Below are 20,894 nucleotides of genomic sequence, written 5' to 3' on the forward strand. Positions count from 1 at the left end.
GACACCGCCTTTCCCTTGGTCAGTCCGTTATAAAATCCCTGCCTTTTTCAGATACCCCACGCTGTCATAGCAGCCACGGAAGTAGACCGACTGCATCTCCATGTCCGTAAGTTTGTTTCTAAGCTCCATTACTTCAATCAACGCCGCACATTCTTCCTCGGTCAGTTCCTCCGCTGTTTCCGTGTCAAACACGCCTAAGACTTTCGGATACTTTTCATACAAGCCCTCAATTTCGGCTCTCACGGCACGGTATTCCTCGTTTTCTCTGGACAGCTTTGCCACGACAGAGCCGAGATATTCATTAAAAACATTGTCATGAACATCTACAAAAGTTTCAAATCTGAACGCATCAGACATTCTTCCTCACCTCCGATTTTTTCTAATCGTCCTTATTATAATACCCCAAAATCAGCAGTACAAATGTGCAAACTGGATTTTAACGCTCCCTGTCCGTGCATTTTTTCTCTGGCTGCCCGTCATTTTGCTCTGGCTCATCGTCAATAACAGACTTATCTTTTTCATTCAGATTCAATTCGATATTGAGGGCGTTCAGCCGTTCCGTCTTTTCTTTCAGCTCGTTTTCAAAAGCAAACGGCTTCTTCACTTCCTCTTTTGCGGTTTCAAGCTGTGCAATGGTTTCCTCCTTTCTCGTCTTGGCGGCTTCCAATCTTGCAGGAATTTTGGCAATCTCATTCTCAATTCTCGTTAAATTGCCGAGGGCATCCGTTCCTAAATCCACCTTATATTTTCTCATTCCGCAAAGGTTCAGACAATAGTGTGCATTGACGGTATCATAGAAAACCTCCATCTGAAAGCCACGGTAGCTACCGATTTGTATCGGCTGTGACAGCGGGTTTTCCTTGCAGATGGCAAGCAGCATCCCGCCTGCGTCCGCTTTTTCTTTGTAGGTCACGCCGTTTAAAGTCATCGGGCAGAACTTGTCCTCGCCCTGCGGCATATGCTGGCTTGCAATCTTGGCATCGTTTTCGTAACCTACAATGCGTTCCTCATACTCCTTAATCTCCTGCGGGTAGTGCTTCAGTATCCTGTCCTCAAGGTCGTAATGCTCGGAAAGGTAGCTCTGCTTCAAGACTTTCAGCTTCGCCACCTGCATATCCAAGTCCATTTTTTCCTTGAAACGCTCGTCGCCCGTGGCAAGCATTTTCACCTCCGCAAAAGAGAGGGCGACTTCATCCACGTCCTCGGCAGAACGCACGGGGCTTTTGCTCGTCATTATCTGGGAGATGAATTTCTGCTTTCCCTCCACGAGCTGATAGAGGTACGCATCAAATGTCTGCTCCGTCACATAGCGGTAGACTTCCACCTCTGGAAACATATTGCCCTGCCTTTCCAGACGACCTTGACGCTGTTCCAAGCACGACGGCTTCCACGGGCAGTCGAGGTTATGAATGGCAATCAATCTGTCCTGCACGTTTGTACCTGCGCCCATCTTCTGGGTAGAGCCGAACAATATACGCACCTCGCCGCTCCTCACCTTTGCGAACAGCTCCTTTTTCTGTGCGTCAGTATTCGCTTCATGGATGAAACGCACCTGCTCCGCAGGGATGCCACGCCGTATCAATTTTTCCCTCATGTCATCGTAGACGTTGAACATACCGTCGTTTTTCGGTGTGCTGAGGTCGCAGAACAAGAGCTGTGCCGCCTTTGTGTCGGCGTGTCCCTCCCAGATGCGGTACATATTTTCCACGCAGGCGTTGACTTTGCTGTTCGGGTCGTCTGGCAGCATCGGGTCAATCAATCTCTGGTCTAGGGCAAGCTGCCGCCCGTCGTTTGTCACTTTGAGCATATTATCTGTTTGTGGCTTTACCAGTTTGGCTCGGATTTTCTCTGCCCGCTTCGCAAGCCCCGCCACCATTTCCGTCTGGATTTGGCTCGGCTTTGTCTTGACATTGTGGTAATTGACCTTTGGAACGGGCAGCTTTAACATATCGGCGGTCTGGATGTCCGCAACCTCACGGAACATCTGCATAAGCTCTGGCAGGTTGTAGAACTTCGCAAACCTCGTCTTGGCTCGGTAATTCGTCCCCTCTGGGGCGAGTTCCAGAGCCGTGACCGTTTCGCCGAACGTGGAAGCCCAACTGTCAAAATGCTGCAACCCATTCCTTGCGAGGGTGTCATACTGCAAGTACCTCTGCACGGAGTACATCTCGACCATCGAGTTACTTATAGGCGTTCCCGTTGCGAATACTACGCCACGGTTTCCCGTGATTTCGTCCAGATAGCGGCACTTCATAAACAAGTCGCTTGACTTCTGGGCTTCGGTCTGGGCGATGCCGCCCACGTTCCGCATCTTGGTAAATAAATAGAGGTTCTTATAAAAATGACTCTCATCTATAAAGAGCCTGTCTATGCCCAATTCCTCGAAGTTTATCACGCTGTCTTTCCGTTTGGTGTCGTTTAATTTATCGAGCTTCGCCTTAATCGCTTTCCTCGTTTTCATGAGCTGCTTGACCGTGAACTGTTCCCCGTGGGATGCCTGCACGTCGTCAATGCCACGCTCAATATCGTCAAGCTGGCGCATGAGCTGTTCCCTCTGGCGTTCCTCGCTGATGGGGATTTTCTCGAATTGGCTATGCCCGATAATCACCGCATCATACGCCCCCGTCGCAATCCTGCCGCAGAACTTCTTGCGGTTTCCCGTTTCAAAATCCCGCTTGGTCGTGACAAGGATGTTGGCAGATGGATAGAGCCTTAAATACTCCGACGCCCACTGCCCGACAAGGTGGTTCGGCACGACAAACATGGATTTCTGGCATAAGCCGAGCCGCTTGCTTTCCTGTGCGGCGGCGACCATCTCAAAAGTCTTGCCTGCCCCTACTTTGTGTGCAAGGAGCGTGTTGCCGCCGTAGAGGATATGGGCGATGGCATTCACTTGATGCGGTCTTAGCTGGATTTCTGGGCTGATGCCGCCAAATGTGATATGGCTTCCGTCATATTCACGGGGTCGGATAGAGTTAAATGTGTCATTGTAGTAGCGTACAAGCCTGTTCCTCCGTTCTGGGTCTTTCCAAATCCAGTCCCCAAACGCCTGCTTTATCACCTCCTGCTTTGCCTGCGCCGCCGTGGTTTCCTTATGGTTCAGCACCGCTTTTTTATTGTTGTGTTCGTCATAAACATAGTCAAAGATGCGGGTGTCACGGAGATTCAAGGTGTCCTCCATGATGCGGTATGCGCTCGCCCGCTTCGTGCCGTAAGTGCTGTCCGCCTTGACATTCCCAATGTCGGAACTCTTATTCTCAATGAACCAGTCGCCGTTATATGCCGTGTAGCGTACTTTCAATCTGCCCGCCGCATAGCTTGACGGCGTTAAAAGCTCCACCATGAATTGCTGTATATCCTCCTGCGGTATCCACGTCGTACCCAGACGGACGGAGATTTCGCTTGCGGGCAAATCCTTCGGGATGACCTTTTCCAGAGCCGCCACGTTGACTGCAAGCTCTGGGTCTGACTTTGCCGCTATCTCTGCGACTTTCAGTTTCTCCCGCACGTTGCCCGACAAATATTCATCTGCGGTCACATACCTTGCAGGCTCACAAGACGGGACTTTATAGATAACTCCCTGCAATTCCTTAATGATTTCTTCCTCCGACCTGCAGGTGAGCCGTGCCATATAAGATAAATCGACATGGGCTTTCTCCCCGATGGAGAGGGCGAGGGCTTCGCTGGCGGTTTCCACAAAGGTCACTTCTCGGTGGGGCTTTATCGTCCGTTTCGTGAACATATCAGCCTTGCGTTTGAATTTCCCCTCGTCGTCAAGCACTTCAAGGGAGCATAAAAGGAAGTAGCTTTCGTCTGCTGCAAAAGCGAGGTAGTTCCCCCTGCTGTTGATTAAGCCGTACTTTTTTTTAAAGGCATCGTATAATCGGTTTAGGTTTTCCTGCTCGGTCTGTATCATTTCCTCTGGGCAGTCGTCGGTCTGGTACTGGATGAGCTTCCTCACGCAGTCACGGATTTCCAGCAGCCCCTTGATGCGGTTCTCCGCCGTCATGGACACGTTAGCGGGGGTCATTTCGTTATTCTCTCGGAAGTAGACCTTGCCGCCCACAAGGGCAAACGAGAAGTTCCGCACGTTCGGGTCAGCGGGGATGACTTTCTCCTGTTCGTCAGAGATACGGTCAACCTCATTTTCAATCTCTGGGATTTCGCCGTCTATCCGCTGCATGGCTTCATGGAGAAGCCCCGCAAGCGGCATATCGGGGTAGGCTTTGCAAACGCTGTCCATGCCGAACCTTGTGCTTTCCATCCTCATCTCGCCAAGCACCATCTCTGGATGCTGGACAAAGTAGCTGTTCATCGTGACACCGTTCCCGTCTGTGTCGAGGTGTACCCATTCTGGCTCTATCTCTATCATGCGGTCACGTTTCTGTAAAATAAGGATGTCGCTCGTGACCTCCGTGCCTGCGTTTGCTCGAAACGTGTTATCTGGCAGGCGGACAGCACCTAAAAGTTCGGCTCTCTGTGCGATATATTTCCGCACCTCTGGGCTTGCCTTGTCCATCGTCCCCTTAGAGGTGATGAACATCACAACGCCGCCTGCCCGCACCTTATCCAGAGCCTTTGCAATAAAATAGTCGTGGATTAGGAACTTCTGGGCGTTGTAGCGGCTGTCGTTGACTTTGAACTCCCCGAACGGGATGTTGCCAAGCACCACGTCAAAGTGGTTATCTGGGAGCTTTGTTTCCTCAAATCCCTCAATGGCGATATTGGCTTTCTGGTAGAGCTGCTTCGCAATCCTGCCCGATAACGGGTCAATCTCAATGCCGTGCAGCTTTGACTTTTCCATGCTGTCGGGTAACAACCCTAAAAAATTGCCCGTGCCACAGGACGGCTCTAAAATATTCCCCTGTGAAAATCCCAGACGGTCAAGGGCTTCATACATCGCCTTAATGACAATAGGCGGCGTATAAAAAGCGGTCAGCGTGGATTCCATAGCGGCATGGTATTCCTCATCGGAGAGTGCTGATTTTAATTCCTTATATTCATCTGCCCAAGCCGCATTATTACCGTCAAACGCCATCGACAGACCGCCCCACCCAACATATTTTGCAAGGGTTTCCTGTTCTTTGGGCGTGGCAAGGCGGTTTTCTATCTGAAGGTCGTGGAGAAGCCTTATTGCGGACATGTTGTTGCGGAACTTCTCTTTTGCGCCGCCAACGCCTAACGCATCATCAGTAATGCGGTAGTTGCGGCGGTCATGGGAGAGGGCAGGGGCGGACGGTTTCGCCGTAATAGGCATTTCTATTGTCTGCCCATGCTCTGGCTCGTCAAAGCGTATCTTCTCCACCACAATGTCATAAGGAAGCCCGTTCTCCACGGCGGGATATTCCGCCACGGTTTCCGTGGTCGGTTCAGCGGGGGATTCTGATTTTTCTTCGGGCTGTGGTTCTTTCTCTGCCTGCTCCAAGAGCCTGCGGACATAGCTCACTTTCTCCACACGGTTTATCGGGAAGCCCATGTTGTTCTGAAATGTGATGTCACGCATGGAAACATCGCCGCTGATTTTCCCGACGCTCTCGATAAGATAACGGCGGTTGTCAATCATAAGCTCTTTGCCGATAAGGTCAGAATTATCCTGCTTTTCATCCGTCCCAGACGGGGCAGGCTCTGATTTCTGCTGTTCCTCACGCTCCGCATCTTTCGCTGCAAATAGCTCCGTGATATGCTCCGCACTGTTTAAGGTGTCGGCGTATTCCTGTGCTTCTTCCTCGGTTTCAAAGGTCTGGTAGATGCCGCCTACGTCGTAATATCGGTCGGCACTGTCCTCTGGGGCTTCATTATTCCGTATGATAAATGGGTCAGCAAAAGCATCGGAAGTCTGCTCTACCGTGTAATGGGGCTTCTGTTCTGTTTTATCAGAGATGATGTCTGGGCTTGGGTTTTCAGCCGCCTTTTTGTTTTCCTCCCGATAGAACGGCTCAAGCTGTTCCTCCGTCAAGGACACTAAATCGTGGTAGTACAGATTAGAAAGTGCGTTCTGGATAAGGTCTGCAAGGTCATTATACTGCGTATATTCTGCAAGAACGCCGTCCACATACGTTTCCATGCGATACTGCAAGAGGTTGGCGGATGCCTGTATCCCGTGCAAGCCGTCCTCGGTATTCTGAAAGGCAATCTTGACGTTGGATAAATCCGTATAGTCCACTTCGGCATCGCCGCCAAACTCCGCATCGCAGTATGCGTCGATACAGCCTTTCGCCTGTTCCAGAAGTTCTTCCTCGGCAGGCTCTTTCCTCCTGTGAAACCAGTCATCCTCGATAGCCATTATCTCGCCAAGCCGCTTTTCATCCTCTGGGGACAGCTCGGTGTTTCGCTCTAAGAACGGGATAAACACGTCATGCCCCAGATGCAGGGATTCCATTTTCTCTCGGTAATAATCTTCGCCCTGCCGTTTCCATTCTGGGATAAACGGGCAGTCGGGGGAGAGGGAATATTCATAAAAATTTCGGATATGGGCGATTAAATCCCCCTCGCCGTCGCCGATGTCAAACCGCCCTTCATAATTAAATTCCTCGCCGCCGATGACGGCATGGATTTCAAAATCGGTCTTATGATACCATCCGACATGGTTCTCCTCATTCTCCCTTTCACGGTTCTGTTTTTCGTCCAGAATGCCGAGCAGTTTATTTCCCAGAGCGAAACTCAAATCCGTAAATCGGTCGTTCAGCTCCTTGTCATAAAAAGCGGGATGCTCGGAGAAGCCGATTGAGAGGGTGATGCTGTCGGGCTTTTCCTCGGCAAGTGTTTCTGTTTTCTGGCTTTCGGTGATGACCGTTTTTAAATGGTCGTTCGCAGGGTTCTCCTTTAATTTCTGCTCAAAATCCTCCCTGCTAAACTCTTTTCCGAACAACGGGAACTCCGCATTTCGCAGGGACACGGCGTTCTCATCAAAGGCGGTAATCTCATATTTGTCCGCCCCGATATACACCACGTCGCCCTCGTGGTAGAGGTAGCGGAGAGGGTAAAGCTCTGTAAGCTCCTGCGAGAAACGCCACGCATTGCTGCGGCTGTAAACGCTGGTCGTCTTTTTCTGCACAAGGGAGAGGAAGTCTAACATCTCCTGCACGTTGTCTGGATGCTGTAATGTCTGTTCCATAAGGTCAGCGGGCATATCCGCAAAATCCCTACATCCAATCACGCCCAACAAGTCTTTCTCATAGCCGTCCAAGTCACGGATAAAGTCAGAAAGCCGCAGGGCGAGCGTGTCCCGCTTGTCCGCAGGGGGCAGTTCCCTTTTTTCCTCAATAAAACGCTGCCTTGCCAGTTTCCTCTGGGTGTCGATTTCATACTGCGGGGCAGACACGCTTTCCAGATAATCGGCATAATGGTCTTTTTCTTTGGGATTGAGGTAGCGATTATCCTTAACCAGCTCACGCAGCCGTTTTTCCGCTTTCGACCAGCTCAAAACAAGGTCGTGTTCGGTGGAAATGCCGTCACGGTCAATGGTGATGCCCTTGCCGCTGTACCACACATACCCCTCCGTGCCGTCTGAAAAATCAACGAAAAAGCCGCCCGTGCCGTATTCCCTTTTCAGAAAATCAATGTTCTTCTTTTTATCTTCCTGCTTCTGGAACTGGTGGTAAATACGGTATTTCCCGTTCGCAACGCTGTTCCCTTTTACAAGGACGGCATCAATATCCTCCTGTGAAACGGCAAAAGCAGAGGCTTTCTCGTCCTCTGCTTCAGCTATCCTTTCAATCTGTTCGTCCACGGTCGGGAGATTTGCGGCAACTTCTTCCTCATTGGCAACGCTGCCTTTTTCTGTCTGTCCTTCTGGCTCTGCCGTCTGTGCCGCAGCTGCTTTTTCTTCCTGCCTGCCGCCGTCCGACTGCGGCTCTTGTTCTGAATTTCCTAATTGTAAATCAGTTCGCCCAAGATGGCTTCCTCCGCTTGGCTGCGGATATTGTTCATCATGCCGAGCCACTGCATCGGGGCTTTCTCTTTCAGTTCCTCCGTCACTCCCTGCTCGGCTGCTAACTGCTTCGTCAGAAGCTCCAGCCGCTGCAACGCCGTCTGCTCGGTCTGGTGTAAGTGTGCGTTCAGCCTGCCCGACGTCAGCAGATTGAGATAGGTCACTCTTTTGTGCTGTTCCAGATAATCCCTGTGCATCAAAGCGTACCTGCCAAGCGGAAGCTCTGGCTCTGTCGGTAATGTCAGGTCGGGTATAAGGTAGTCCGCCTGTTTCGTGTAAGTGATTTCGCTCATTATTTTCGCTCCTTTCGGGTTGTTTCCTGCCTTTATCATACTGGCTTGCAATGTTCCTTGCAAATGTGCGGTTCTGACATTTTGCTTCGATTTGCACATTTCGGACTGCCGCAGAGATTTCCCTTAACGCCATCTCGGAAATGTCACTTGTGGCGATGCCGATGGCGTTCAGCGTCTGGGGCGTGTTGAAATTTATAATCTCCGCAAAATCCTCACGCTCAAAATACCCGTCCGCATCCAGTCCGCAGCGGCTCAACAGCATATAAGCGACGCTGTTTGCGGCAAGCCGTCTGTAAATCACTTCTATATTATAGTCGTCCAGCTCCTCCAAAAAGCTGTCTTTCATGCAGTCCTTTAGCTGTGAGAGGTAATCGGGTAAATTGTCCTCCACGGCGTTCTCCGCCGTCCCTATTAAAAATGTGGCAAAATCGCCGCCCTCCGTGCCGCCGAACCTGTCCGCAAGCCGTTCCATGACGGGCTGCTCGTACCGCTTATCCATCCGCCATATCGGGACGGGTCGGCTGCCATAATAGCCCTCATGGGTGTCGGAAACGTCAAAATAATATTTCAGCGTGTTCCTGCGTCCTTTCGGGTCAAAGACCGCTATGCCTTTGCTGTCCTTATTCACCCACCTTTTAAAAAGCCTGTTCCATGTGCCAATCTCGGCTACGGCGGTTGCGTCGGGGCGTTGGGCGTAAATCAAGAGCTGCTCGTCAAAGCGGCACTTGTAATTGTGGCAGGCAGAGGATAAAAAGCCCTGCCAAGCCTGCGGGTTCTTTGCGACCGCCATCCCCGTGCGGCGGTACAGCTCCGTAATAAGCTGGTACTTTGCAGCCATAGGCTTACACCTCCTTATCGTTCCATATCTTTGTTTTTCTGTTTCCTGTCGTATTCCCCGCATCTTTCAGCGATTTCGGAATACATCTTTTCCCGCATGTCCCGCTCATAGGCTCGGTATTCCTTTGCCTTTTCCGTGGGCTTGTACCAGACGCTTTTCTGGTCGGCTTCGTCCATCTGCCCGTAGCGGTCGTCTATCTTATCCATATATTTCTGATAGACGGCATGGGCGGCGGGGGCGTCCTTTGCGTAGCGGTAACGGGCAAGGCTCTTATGAGAGCCACGAAGTTCGGCATACTCATAGAGCATACGGATAACCTCACGGTCAAGCCCTTTCTGCCCCTCGGCATCATAGATTTCCGACAGCCCCTTGCACCTCCATGAATGGTAGGGAGAGGTGTCGTTGGAGCTGTGGGAAGACACATACACGCCGTCTTTCTTTACCGTGATGCGGTTGATTAGCTCGGTACTCACTTCATACCACCGCCTGATAAAACAGTTTGTTCCATAAAAATATCAATCCTCCTCTTTGTCCATGCCCGCCTTTAGGCAGGGGCATAGCTGATTTTGTTTTGTTCCATCCTCCGTGCAAACTCCCGAACGGCGTACCTTACGCCGTCAATCTCTGCATGGGCTTCGTCCAGATAACGGCAGACGGCAAAATAATCCTCCCCGTTCCCGTAAAGCATACGGATGATGCCGCCATCGGGGACAGAAAAAAGCGTCCTGCCTTTGCTGTCCGTCATGCAGACCTGCCTTGCTGCGTTCACTCCGTGCCACCTCCCAGAAATGAGATGACCTTGTTCCCCTTGATGCTTTTTTGCAGCTCGTTGATGAGCGTGATGTCCGCCACCGTGATGCCCTGCATGGTGAGAATGTCGTCCATCGTCATAGCGGCAATGGCTTTTTCCTCGGTAAATCCTGCGTCCAGAACCTTGTTTAAGGCTCTGACGGCTTTTGGGTTGACTGGCATACTAAAACCTCCTATCGTTCATGGTCTTTGTGCTTCGGGGCTTTCTGTGCGGACGGCGGCTCTTGCGGCTTCGGTTCGCAACTATGCCCGTTCCTTTCCATACGCTCGGCAAACTCGCAGATGTGATAGAGGTTGCTGCCCACCTCGGTATGGTATTCGTCAATGAAACGGCAGCTTTTTTCCGCCTTTTCTCCCCAATCATAAGTGATAATGATTTTCCCGCCGTCTGGGATGCGGAACAGCTCTTTGTAATGGGGGTCAATAAAGCGGATTCCCTGTTCTGCTCTGGATACATGCCTGTCGAGCCATTCTTTCACATAGCAGTAGCAGTAAAAATTGTAATCGCCCTTTGTCGGGTTGCAGCGGAGCAGGAAAGCGTGCTTGTCGGTATCCGCACGGAAGCCGTACTCGGTACAGTAATTACCCTTAAAAGCACTTTCGGGATTCTCCCTCGCAAACGCCGCCATGTCATAGCGGTTGTGCAGAAGCCCCTTATCTTCACGCAGGGCATTGATAACTTCGTCCAGCCCTGCCTTAAATTCATCAGTTTTCCATTGCTCCCTCGTATCAGTCCAAGAAGTATAAAAGCCATATCCAGAGGGGGCAAAATCACCTCGGAGATGACCGATACATCCCGTCTGCCCCTCAAGCTGCATACTCTGTGCGTAAGTGTATTTCTGTTCGGATTGCGTCAAAGTCCGTATCTCCATCAGCGTTCCTCCCTGCTCTTTGATTTCTTCGCCTTTTCCTGCGATTGGATTTTTGCAAGTGCTTCCTTTGCCCAGACGGGCATCTTCTCTGGCTTGATTTCCCCAAGCACGTCACACCGTTCCCATCGGGCGTGCTTTCCGTCCGCAAGGGAAGTGCCGAACACCGCCTGCCCCCTGCCGCCCAACGCACCGTGACCGCCGTCTGCCAGTACAAGCTGATAGGCAGAATGACGATATTCATGGCGGTTGACCTCGGCGTTGATGACAACGACCTTGCCCACAATGCTGCCGCACTTATCGTCTGGGATGCAGTCGTCTATGGTAAACGGGGTCATGTCAAACTTGAACTGTGCCTGCTCAGCTCTTACACTCTCTATCTGTTCCCGCACCCTGTCGGTAAACATCTGCATGGCTTCCAGATAGTCGTCAGAGCCGACCGCATCCGTCACCCATTCTGCGGACAGCGGATTGTCGTAAGTGCAATAGCAGACAAGATACGGGTATTCCTCTTTCTCATCTATGCCGAACACGACTTCCTTTTTTCCGATGTGGATGCTCTGCGTGACCTCGTAGGAGCTAATCATCCGTTTTTCTTCATTCTCCATCGGGGTTCTCCTTTCCCTGTTTTTTCTCCCTCTGCCAGTCTAAAATTTTTCTGATACAGACGTCGCAGAAGATGACACGGCTGTCCTTATATCGGGGGTAAGGGCAGTCCGTGCAGTTATATTTCTTGTCATTTTCATTGTTTCCCGTGCTACCGCTCACGCCCATCGTGCTGCTTCGCCTTTTTATCGTGCTGTTGGTTATATGGCATCTGGCACTCAGACTGGTAGCGTTCATTCAGTTTCTCCCTTGCCGCTTCAAGGGTGTTGCAGTAGCAGCCCCAATAATAGTTGTCGCCGCCTTTGCAGTACCAGCAGACATATGGGTTCGGGGCTTTCGGGTGATGCCCGATGACAAGCTCCGTGTTCCCGATAGTGCAGCTCTCTATGATTTCATAGCCCTGATTGGAGCGTGTTTCACCGTTCATAGGCGTTCCTCCTCTCTTTTTGTTTCTCGTCCATATATTGCTGCAATTCATACTGGCAGGGGACGTACAGCCTGCCGTTCTCCACGCAGCGGAAAACATCGCATTTCTTATCCGTGGATGCAGCATAAAAATCATCATAAGAATAAGGGAATTTCTGGCTTCCCCTGCCGTAATAGTCAGCGGCAAAAAATCCTAACTCCGTATCACTCCGAAGCCTGCGGGTAATCTTGAAAAAATCATCTTCCCGCTTTGTGAACCGCCGCTCTGGGATAAAATGATGCCCTCCGTATTCAAAAGACTTATCCTGCACCTTTCACCTCACGATTCTTTCGCATATCTACGGTATGCCTTTTCGCCTTTGGCTCTGTTTTTCTGCATCCGCACACTCCCTAAAAGTTCTGGGTATTTCTCCTGCAATTTGCGGCGTGTCCTGCCCACGCTCTCAAAGCTCGGCAAGCCAAGCTCCTTATGGTTCAAAAGTATTCGGGCAAGCGGCATAGCTCCCGCATCTTTCAGATAAAGGTTGCAGAGGGCAAGGTACAGCACCATATCGTCATTTCTGGCGTCCTCATTTTCTTGCAGGACGGCTCTGACTTTGCCCTCAATGGTTTTCAGACTGTCCATAAATTCCTCCGTTCTGTGTGTTTCTTCGCACAAACACCCTCTATAAATGGAAAGAGGGTGGTCATTCTGAACCGCCCCAATCCCATATCAAAAACCTCCTAATTTATTTCTTCCTGCGGAAATGCAGCCACGCAGCCGCACCGCCGATAAATGCCACAAGCACAATAGCAATAATGGTTTTTTCTCTCATCCTGTTTAATCCTCCTTTTTCTTTCTTCCGCTCTTATAACCGACAAATCCGAAGATTCCTGCACCGACAGTAAATGCCGCCGCAAGGCTTACCCACAAACCGAGGTTAAAGTCATCGCCTGTTTTCGGGGTGTCCCGTAGCTCGTTGTGCATGGTGACGGTCGCCGTTTCGTCTGTTTTGATTGTCACTTTCTGGTCGGCAGGCAGGATATAGCCAGAGGATGCCTTGTCGCTGACCTCGGACACGGTGTATTCGCCGATACGCAAGCCGTTAATGGCGATTTCGCCATTTTTGTCCGTCTTGAATGTCTGGTCGTAATCTTTGCCGATGACACGGAAAGAGAAGCCCTCCACCTTGCCGTCAGAGGAAGTCTTAACGATTTTGAGTGAGCCTTTCTGCGCTTCATTCAAGAAGCCTTTGCCCGCTTCATTCTCCACGTTGTAGGTCTTGCCGTTTTCCTCAATGGATACGAGATAGACGTTCTCATCAAGCACAAAGCCCGTCGGGGCGGTTTTCTCACGGACAAAGTATTTGCCGTATCTGAGGTCGTTCATCTGGTAAACGCCTTTCTCCACCTCGCCCATCTCGCCGAGAAGTTCATCCTTTTTATCCAGTTTTCCGTCGCCGTCCGTATCAGAGTAAACCTCAAATACCGCACCTGTGAGCTTGTTATCGGGATAGTCCTTGTCTACCTTAGTCAGAGCGATATTTCCCGTAATAAAATAATTGACAAGCTCAATCTCCACAACTTTGTCAACCTCGCCGATTGTCACGTTGATTTCTTCCTTGGAGAGTACATATCCTTTCGGGCTTTCGATTTCACGGATAACCCATGTGCCATACGGAACTTCCGCAAAAGAAAAACTGCCGTCATCTTCGGATGTGGCAGTCGCAATCGCATTTTCCTTTGTATATTCTGTTGTACCTGTCTTAAAGATGCCAATTAACGCACCTCCTAAATCTTCGCCGTCCTCGTTGGACTTTTTACCACTGACAGAACCGTAAATCAGTTCGTTTTCAATGGCTTCTCCCTCGTTTGCCGTGATATTCACGATAGCTGTTTCCTGCCCTGCGTACTCGAAGTCAACAGGGTACTTCTCATCGCTGATAAGGTAGGCGGCATTTGTGCTGATTTCCTGCACATAGTAGCTGCCCATCGGCAGGTCGCTGATAGCTTTTCCGTGACCGTTCTCATCAAGGAAAATAACCTCAATCAATCCATCGGCAGGGATAACAGAGCCGTCGGCTGCGGTCAGCTCCTCGGCTGCATACAGACCGAACGTGACGTCTTTGATTTCACCGTTGTTGCCCACGCCGTATGCTTCATCCACCTCAAGGGTTTTGTTGAGGTCGATTTCCACACGCTGACGCTCATTGTAAAATTCCGTGCCTGTTTCCGTCACTTCAATTTCCTGCCCCGCATACACAAGCTCGACCGCATGGATTTCATCGTTTAATACCATGCCAAACGGGGCGGTCACTTCCTTTACCTCATACTTACCGAGATAAAGCTTTTTGCTTTCCGCCGTGCCATCTTCCCCTGTGGTAAGCGTGTCCACGACCTCGCCTTTTTCGGCTCTGACCGTGCCGTCGGTTGTGATAATATCCTCGGCTGCGGTAATCTCATAGACCGCTCCCTCTAAATTATCCACGGCAAAAATCGGCTGGTACAGCCCCTTGTTTCCCGATACCCTGCTGAATACCTCCCCAGACTTGGATACTGTAATCTTGCCTTTCTGTGCCATATTGGAGCGTTCCACCTTGACAATGGTGACGCCGCTTTCTTCCTCGGAATTTTCCTGCTCCACGTCAAAATAAACTGGCTCGGAGTCTAAAACATAGCCGTATGGGGCTTGCACTTCCACAAGCGAATATCCCTTGCCGTATTCAAGTGTCTGCGGCGTGATAAGCCCGCCGTCTGCGGTAGTGTAGAATGTGTCAATCTCCGTCACTTCGGGATAAGTGAATTTCATTGTTACAAGGTTTCCCTCTGGGTCGTAAATCTGGAAGCCTGCACCCGCATACGGGATGACTTTGCCCGTTTCTATATCCTTTTTCACAATCTTGATATAGCTCTCAAAGTTGGCGTTGTTAATAAGGTAGCGGTAAGTCTGGCTGTCCTTGCAGATGAACACGTCAAAATCTTTCATCAACTCCCGACCGTCCCATCCAGAGGTCTGATGCACGGTATAGATGCCGTATGGCATATCCTTTGTCTGGGCAAAGCCGTTTTCGTCACATATCAATGTGTCACGCTCGGTTTCCTCCGCCGCATCGAAACTGCCTGCGGATTTCAGATATACCTCAAAGACAGCCCCCTCCTCTGGTGTTTCAATCTGGGTTTCGCCGTTGTCTGTGTGCTTGATGATGGCAATATTGCCTTTGATGACCTGCTCATTCACATCATTCTTTGCAGAATTATATTCCACGGTGTAAAGCTCTGGCTCTGCGCCTACATGGTGTACGGTCGTGTCTAAGAGATAGCCCTCGGACGGGGTAATCTCACGGACGCTCCAATCGTTTCCGCAGATATAATATTTTGTTGTGAACTGCCCGTTTTCATCGGTGGTGTAGGTGTCCACAAGCTCCTCGCCCTTATAAATGCCATAAACCGCACCTGCAAGGGTGGCGTCGCCCTGCGGCTTCTTGCCCGTTTCCACGTCGGTCTTTAATACCGTGACATTGAATTTCTTTAAAATGTTGTGGAAGCTGCGGTTTGTAACTTTCTTCCACTCAATCGGGGCGGTCTGGGATGCAGGGACAACATAACGGATTGCCGTATCCACTTCCTCAAGAGTATAAGGCGTGCTACCGCTGATAAGGATGTTCTCAAACTTTGCCAATCCATTCTTATCGGTCATAGCATATTCATCAACTGCCAATCCGCTTAAAGAAGTGCCGTAAAGGTGGAACTTCACGCCCTCCACAAGATTATCCTCGGATGTTTTTACAACTTCCAGACTGCCACGTTTTAAGGCATTGCTGAATGTGACCGTTGCTGTTTTTCCGCCGATAATCGTCACGGTCTGGGTTTTCTGCGGCTCATAACGGTCAATGGACTGCTCCGTGATGGTATAAGTGCCAGGGAATAAGCCCTCCACCGTGATGTTTCCGTCTTTATCTGTCTTTACGGTCTTGTTGAAGCCGTCGCCCTTGATGGTAAAGGAAATCCCCGCAACAACGCCGTCCTCGGAAGTCTTTTTCAGTGCGACCGTCCCTGTCGGCGTTTCCACGTTGATATACGCCGTCATGGTGTCCACGTTTTCCACGCCCGTGATAACGTCCTGCAGGTTCGGGTCGCCGTATGCAATCATCTTCGCCCCGCTGCTGACCGTCGGCGTGTTGTTCCTCGTTGCGGTAATCCTCGCCTTGCCGTCAATCGCCTTTTTTGACGTGATGGTGAGCTTGTTCCCAGACTTTGACACTTTTACATTGCTGTCGGAGCTGGTAAAGGAATACTCGGAGAGGGAATTGTTCTTATCCGTCAATGTCAGGCTGTACTTCCCGTCCTTATAGGCAAGTTCTTTTGTAATATCTTTCTTGCCCGCCGACATGAAGCTTGGAATCGTGCTGTGCCTTGTCATGAATGACACAATCTGGTCATAAGCCGACCTTGCCCCGCTGTTTGCATAATTCGAGCCAAAGTGCAGGCTGTAAACGGTCGTGCTTGTCTGGCTGTACGGGCTTGCTGAATTACGGCATCCCGTGACGAACTCCCATACAAGGGTCTGCGTGGCAAGCCATTTCTCGTCATCGCTCCCAGACAGATTCCCGCTGTTCCCCTGATAGCCGTAAAGCAGGGCAAGCCCCACCGCCTTTTTCTGGTCTGCGGAGAGGGCGTTCCATGTGTTGGAAGACGCCTTTGCAAGCGTATTGCCTGTTTTTAAGGGTACGCCCGGCTGAAGGCAGAACGCCGTTTCCCCGTCCACATACATGCGGTACTTATATTCGCCCGTGCCGCCTGCGGTATGACCGCCGATGTTCGCACTGGAATTGTACCTTATGGCGTTCCCTGCACCGTCGTAGGTGTGGGTAAAGCTAATCGTTCCGATGTCGCCCGCTGCGAACGCTGTCGTGGCAGGGACGGCGGACAATGCCGTGACCGCAGCCAAAGCAAACGCCGCAGCCCTTTGAAATAATTTACGAATCTTCATTCGTTACCTCCTGTTCGTTCTCATGTTGATAGTTGCTCATTGATTTACTGACAGAAAAAGCTGCCCCTCTGGACAGCCTTTATACCGAATAACTCATAACAAGGCACAAGTCATTCGGCTGTCGTGGCAGTCGCCAAATGTCCGTGCAAGCACGTCCGCTTGGCTCGTTGCCTACGCATATTTCTTTTCTCGGATAGTTACTGGCAGTATCAAGGGGGAGAGGTGTGGAGAGGGGGAAGCCGAAAAAAATTTGCTGTCCCTCAAAGGGGCAGACTTCTCCCACGGCGTTCCATGCCAAAATCCCCATCTTGCCTGTTCTACCTCTCGTGAGCCTTGCTCCGCTGCAAGTGGCGGTTATAAAACTCCAACGCCTTTACGACAAAATCCGTTTCCTGCCCTCTGGGGATGGATTTTGGTATGAGCTTGGTTATCCGCTCGTCCTTAAAGGCGGGCTTCTCTTTCTGGTTCGGCTTTTCCTCCTGCATGATGCTCTGGATAACCCCGTCCGTGAGCTTTCCCTCCTGCATGAACTTTTTCATCTTGATAGCCTGTGCAAGAGAGGGCGTGGCATCATTGTAGCCCATCGCTTCTAAAAGCGTATATTGCTGTTCCTCGGACAGATAGGAGATTTCCACCGCAGGGCGGAAAGCAATCTGGCGTTCATCTACCATTTGCAGGATTTCGGGTACAAGCTCGGTCAGACGGATATAGCGACGTATCTGGTCTTTGCTTTCTCCAACCAGTTCGCCTAATTCTTTATCAGAACGCCCACTCTGTAACTTAGTCGCCACTGGCGACGAAGTTAAATCACTTCGCTGTCCCTGCCGTTTCATCGCTTCAAGCCGCATCTTATACGCAAAGGCTTTCTCACTCGGCAAGATAGTAGTCCTTTGGAGATTGCTCTCAACCATGACAATGATAGCTTCGTCACGGGTCAGCTCCTTAACCTCGCATTTGAGCATTTCAAGCCCTGCAAGCTCACAAGCCTTTTTCCTCCTGTGACCGCTGATTAGCTCATACCGCCCGCCCTCTTTCTGGCGGACAGTAGCAGGGGTCATTACGCCGCTCCGCTTTATGCTGTCCACAAGCTGCTCCATGTCCTCATCCATCAAGACCTTGAACGGGTGGTCTGGGAACTCGTCAATCTCCGCAATCGGGATTTCCCTAATTTTGCTTAGATTCGCTTCCGCACGGCTCTCGTCCGTTTCAAAGAGGTCATCGTATGCGGTCAGCTCGATTTTGCTTCCTCTGTTTTTCGCCAAGCTCTGCCACCTCCTTTCCGAACTGCTCGTAAGCGGCGGCTACCTTGCCGCCTTTGTCGTAGGCAAAAATGCTCTTGCCCTCTGCGGTGGCTTCCACGGCACGGATGGAGTGGGGTATCTGGGTATCAAACACTTTAATCCTCTGCCCGTAGGCACTTTTAACCGTTGCCGTGATTTCCTTAGAGATGTTCGTGCGTGGCATTACCATCGTCATTAAGATACCGTCAATCCGCAGATGGGGATTGATTTGCCGTTTCACTTTAGACACGGAGCGAAGCAACAGCTCTAAGCCTTTGGCGGAAAGATAATGGGGCTGTGTCGGGATAACCACGCTGTTAGCAGCCGCAAGCGCATTGATTGTCAGCATCCCCAAGCTCGGCATACAATCAACGAGGACAGTATCGTAATTCTTTTTCACCTCATTGATGCAGGTTTTCAGCACGCTTTCACGGCTTATGGCGTTTATCAGTCTTACTTCCAGCCCAGACAGCTCAATGTTGGACGGGAGTAGGTCAACGCCCTCGTCATGGTGCAGGATGCTTCTGGAAACATCAACGGGTTTATCATCAATGATGTCCTGCATGATAGTCGAGAGCGTATCGGGCAAATCGTCTGGTCGGCTGTAACCGAGAGACATGGTTAAATTTGCCTGTGCATCGGCATCAATCAGCAAAACTTTTTTGCCCTGCTGTGCCAGAGCCACACCCAGATTGACCGCCGTGGTGGTCTTTCCAACGCCGCCTTTCTGGTTGGTTAAAGCGATTACTTTGCAATTTGACATAGGGTGCGTCCTCCTTTCGCATAGATTTAGCCACTTTGTCAAGGTGGCTATGTAAGAGTACCAGAGAACGCAAAAAAGCCGCTTACTCTTAAAAAACAACAAGAATAAGCGGCTCTGTGATGTGCCTTAGACATATTCAATTTTCATTCTCTTGACGGGTGCGTTTACGACCTTAAATATCAGTTCGTCAACGCAGTCTGTATATCTGCCCTGCTGTATGAGCTGGTTTTTCAGTTCCACAAGGCTATGTAACAAAATGCTCCGTTCTTGGTTGTCCACATATAAATGATTTCTCTTTTCTCTCATAATCAACACCATCCTTTCATGGTTTGATTATATAGGAATACGGCTTTATGTTCAAAGGTGTAAAAAGAGTGTTATGTGTGGGTATTGATAAAAGGTGTAGTTACGCTTTTCTGCTGATTCTATACGGTTTTCTGCTCTCCACCAAAATGACAACTCCAGAGAAGATATGCAGGCCGGGGAAAGCGAGAGCATACAGAACCAAAAGATGATTTTACAAAAGTATGCTGACGAACACCATTTTTTCAACACGCGCTTTTTCGTAGACGACGGATTTTCCGGCGTGAGCTTTGAGCGTGAGGGGCTTCAAGCCATGCTGCATGAAGTTGAAGCCGGGAACGTGGCGACCGTCATAACAAAAGACCTTTCCCGTCTGGGACGTAATTATCTGAAAACCGGGGAGCTGATAGAGATTGTCTTTCCCGAATACGAAGTGCGCTACATTGCCATTAACGACGGTGTAGACACAGCAAGGGAAGATAACGAGTTTACCCCTCTGCGGAACTGGTTCAACGAGTTTTACGCCCGCGACACCTCAAAGAAAATCCGAGCAGTCAAACAGGCAAAGGCACAGAAAGGCGAGCGCGTCAACGGCGAAGCCCCTTACGGCTACCTTATCGACCCGGATAACCGCAATCATCTGATACCCGACCCGGAAACGGCGCACGTCGTAAAACAGATTTTTGCAATGTATGTACGGGGCGACCGTATGTGTGAAATCCAGAACTGGCTACGGGACAATGAAATACTGACCGTCGGAGAACTGCGCTACCGTAGAACAGGAAGCAAACGCCACCCCCGCCCACAGCTCAACGCATGGTACAACTGGCCGGATAAGACGCTGTACGACATTCTGACAAGGAAAGAGTATTTAGGGCATACCATAACCGGGAAAACCTACAAGGTATCTTATAAGTCGAAAAAGACGAAAAAGAACCCGGAGGAAAAAAGGTATTTCTTCCCCAACACTCACGAACCTTTGATTGATGAAGAAACCTTTGAACTTGCACAGAAGCGGATTGCCACCCGGCAACGCCCGACAAAGGTTGATGAAATCGACCTGTTTTCCGGGCTGCTCTTTTGTGGGGACTGCGGCTACAAAATGTATGCAGTACGCGGAGCCGGGACGCTTGAACGGAAACACGCCTACACTTGCGGCAACTACCGCAACCGGGCAAGAAATGATATGCTCTGCACTACGCATTATATCCGCAAAAGCGTATTGAAAGAACTTGTCCTTGCAGACTTGCAGCGCGTAACGTCTTATGTGAAAGAGCATGAACAGGAGTTTATCGAAACCGCCAACGAGTGCAGCGCAAAGGCAGTACAAAAGACGCTGACACAGCAGCGGAAAGAGCTTGACAAGGCGCAGAACCGTATGAACGAGCTGAACATCTTATTCCGCAAGCTTTACGAGGACAACGCTTTAGGGAAACTTTCAGATGAACAATTTGCTTTTCTAACTTCCGGCTACGACGAAGAAAAAAAGACGCTGACCCGGAGGATTGCGGAGCTGTCACAGGAAATTGACAACGCCACCGAGCGCAGCGCGGACGTGAAAAGGTTTGTCGCACTGGTACGCAAGTACACCGCCATTACCGAACTGACCTACGAAAACGTCCATGAATTTATTGACCGTATTCTTATTCACGAACTGGATAAGGAAACGAACACCCGCAAAATCGAAATCTTTTATAGCTTTGTCGGCAGAGTTGATACAGGCGACAAGCCTACCGAAAGTATCTCCTATTTCAGACAGATAGGAGCCGACGTAAAGAGTTATGCTATCTAACATACATCAAAAAGA

Annotated in this window: 17 protein-coding genes; 1 reads left to right on the forward strand and 16 read right to left on the reverse strand. The window is 50.3% G+C overall.

Annotation, left to right across the window (positions count from 1 at the left end):
- Positions 1–27: 27 nt before the first annotated feature.
- From D1151_RS03420 to D1151_RS03485, 16 genes are all read right to left on the reverse strand, one after another.
- Complete coding sequence (locus D1151_RS03420; protein ID WP_016221070.1) at positions 28–357, reverse strand: DUF6664 family protein; 330 nt, start codon at positions 355–357, stop codon at positions 28–30.
- A gap of 79 nt (positions 358–436) precedes the next feature.
- A complete protein-coding gene (locus tag D1151_RS03425) occupies positions 437–7,129 on the reverse strand; it encodes an LPD25 domain-containing protein (RefSeq protein ID WP_306770843.1) in 6,693 nt (2,230 codons plus the stop codon).
- A 740-nt stretch (positions 7,130–7,869) separates the two neighbouring features.
- Positions 7,870–8,322 carry a TnpV protein gene (locus tag D1151_RS17290; protein ID WP_306770841.1) on the reverse strand — a complete coding sequence of 151 codons (453 nt, stop codon included), beginning with the start codon at positions 8,320–8,322 and terminating at the stop codon, positions 7,870–7,872.
- A 753-nt stretch (positions 8,323–9,075) separates the two neighbouring features.
- Positions 9,076–9,534, reverse strand: a complete 459-nt coding sequence (locus D1151_RS03430) for a hypothetical protein (RefSeq protein ID WP_161907944.1) — start codon at positions 9,532–9,534, stop codon at positions 9,076–9,078.
- Between the two features lie 71 nt (positions 9,535–9,605).
- Positions 9,606–9,830 carry a hypothetical protein gene (locus D1151_RS03435; protein ID WP_161907945.1) on the reverse strand — a complete coding sequence of 75 codons (225 nt, stop codon included), beginning with the start codon at positions 9,828–9,830 and terminating at the stop codon, positions 9,606–9,608.
- Positions 9,827–10,033: a hypothetical protein gene (locus D1151_RS03440; protein WP_016297380.1), complete on the reverse strand. Its 207-nt coding sequence runs from the start codon at positions 10,031–10,033 to the stop codon at positions 9,827–9,829. Before D1151_RS03440 ends, D1151_RS03435 begins: the two co-directional genes overlap by 4 nt.
- 11 nt (positions 10,034–10,044) lie before the next feature.
- Positions 10,045–10,743 (reverse strand): hypothetical protein, encoded by a 699-nt coding sequence (locus D1151_RS03445; protein ID WP_161907946.1) that lies wholly within the window; start codon positions 10,741–10,743, stop codon positions 10,045–10,047.
- Entirely contained in the window at positions 10,743–11,348 is a 606-nt protein-coding gene (locus tag D1151_RS03450; RefSeq protein ID WP_161907947.1) for a hypothetical protein, read from the reverse strand. Before D1151_RS03450 ends, D1151_RS03445 begins: the two co-directional genes overlap by 1 nt.
- Entirely contained in the window at positions 11,338–11,514 is a 177-nt protein-coding gene (locus tag D1151_RS16620; RefSeq protein WP_016221063.1) for a hypothetical protein, read from the reverse strand. Before D1151_RS16620 ends, D1151_RS03450 begins: the two co-directional genes overlap by 11 nt.
- Positions 11,498–11,773, reverse strand: a complete 276-nt coding sequence (locus tag D1151_RS03455; RefSeq protein ID WP_159751694.1) for a hypothetical protein — start codon at positions 11,771–11,773, stop codon at positions 11,498–11,500. Before D1151_RS03455 ends, D1151_RS16620 begins: the two co-directional genes overlap by 17 nt.
- Complete coding sequence (locus D1151_RS03460) at positions 11,763–12,083, reverse strand: hypothetical protein (protein WP_120438316.1); 321 nt, start codon at positions 12,081–12,083, stop codon at positions 11,763–11,765. The genes D1151_RS03455 and D1151_RS03460 overlap by 11 nt, the downstream gene beginning before the upstream one ends.
- A gap of 8 nt (positions 12,084–12,091) precedes the next feature.
- Positions 12,092–12,397 carry a hypothetical protein gene (locus D1151_RS03465; RefSeq protein ID WP_161907948.1) on the reverse strand — a complete coding sequence of 102 codons (306 nt, stop codon included), beginning with the start codon at positions 12,395–12,397 and terminating at the stop codon, positions 12,092–12,094.
- A 195-nt stretch (positions 12,398–12,592) separates the two neighbouring features.
- Positions 12,593–16,741, reverse strand: a complete 4,149-nt coding sequence (locus D1151_RS03470; protein ID WP_161907949.1) for a SpaA isopeptide-forming pilin-related protein — start codon at positions 16,739–16,741, stop codon at positions 12,593–12,595.
- 317 nt (positions 16,742–17,058) lie between these two features.
- Positions 17,059–18,003 (reverse strand): ParB/RepB/Spo0J family partition protein, encoded by a 945-nt coding sequence (locus tag D1151_RS03475; protein WP_161907950.1) that lies wholly within the window; start codon positions 18,001–18,003, stop codon positions 17,059–17,061.
- Positions 17,957–18,784, reverse strand: a complete 828-nt coding sequence (locus tag D1151_RS03480; RefSeq protein WP_016221056.1) for a ParA family protein — start codon at positions 18,782–18,784, stop codon at positions 17,957–17,959. Before D1151_RS03480 ends, D1151_RS03475 begins: the two co-directional genes overlap by 47 nt.
- 126 nt (positions 18,785–18,910) lie before the next feature.
- Positions 18,911–19,090: a hypothetical protein gene (locus D1151_RS03485; RefSeq protein WP_016221055.1), complete on the reverse strand. Its 180-nt coding sequence runs from the start codon at positions 19,088–19,090 to the stop codon at positions 18,911–18,913.
- A gap of 166 nt (positions 19,091–19,256) precedes the next feature.
- Between D1151_RS03485 and D1151_RS03490 the strand changes: the two genes are divergently transcribed.
- A complete protein-coding gene (locus D1151_RS03490; RefSeq protein ID WP_161907951.1) occupies positions 19,257–20,879 on the forward strand; it encodes a recombinase family protein in 1,623 nt (540 codons plus the stop codon).
- Positions 20,880–20,894 lie beyond the last annotated feature (15 nt).

Source organism: Emergencia sp. 1XD21-10 (genome assembly GCF_009936045.1).
GTDB lineage: Bacteria > Bacillota > Clostridia > Peptostreptococcales > Anaerovoracaceae > Senimuribacter > Senimuribacter intestinalis.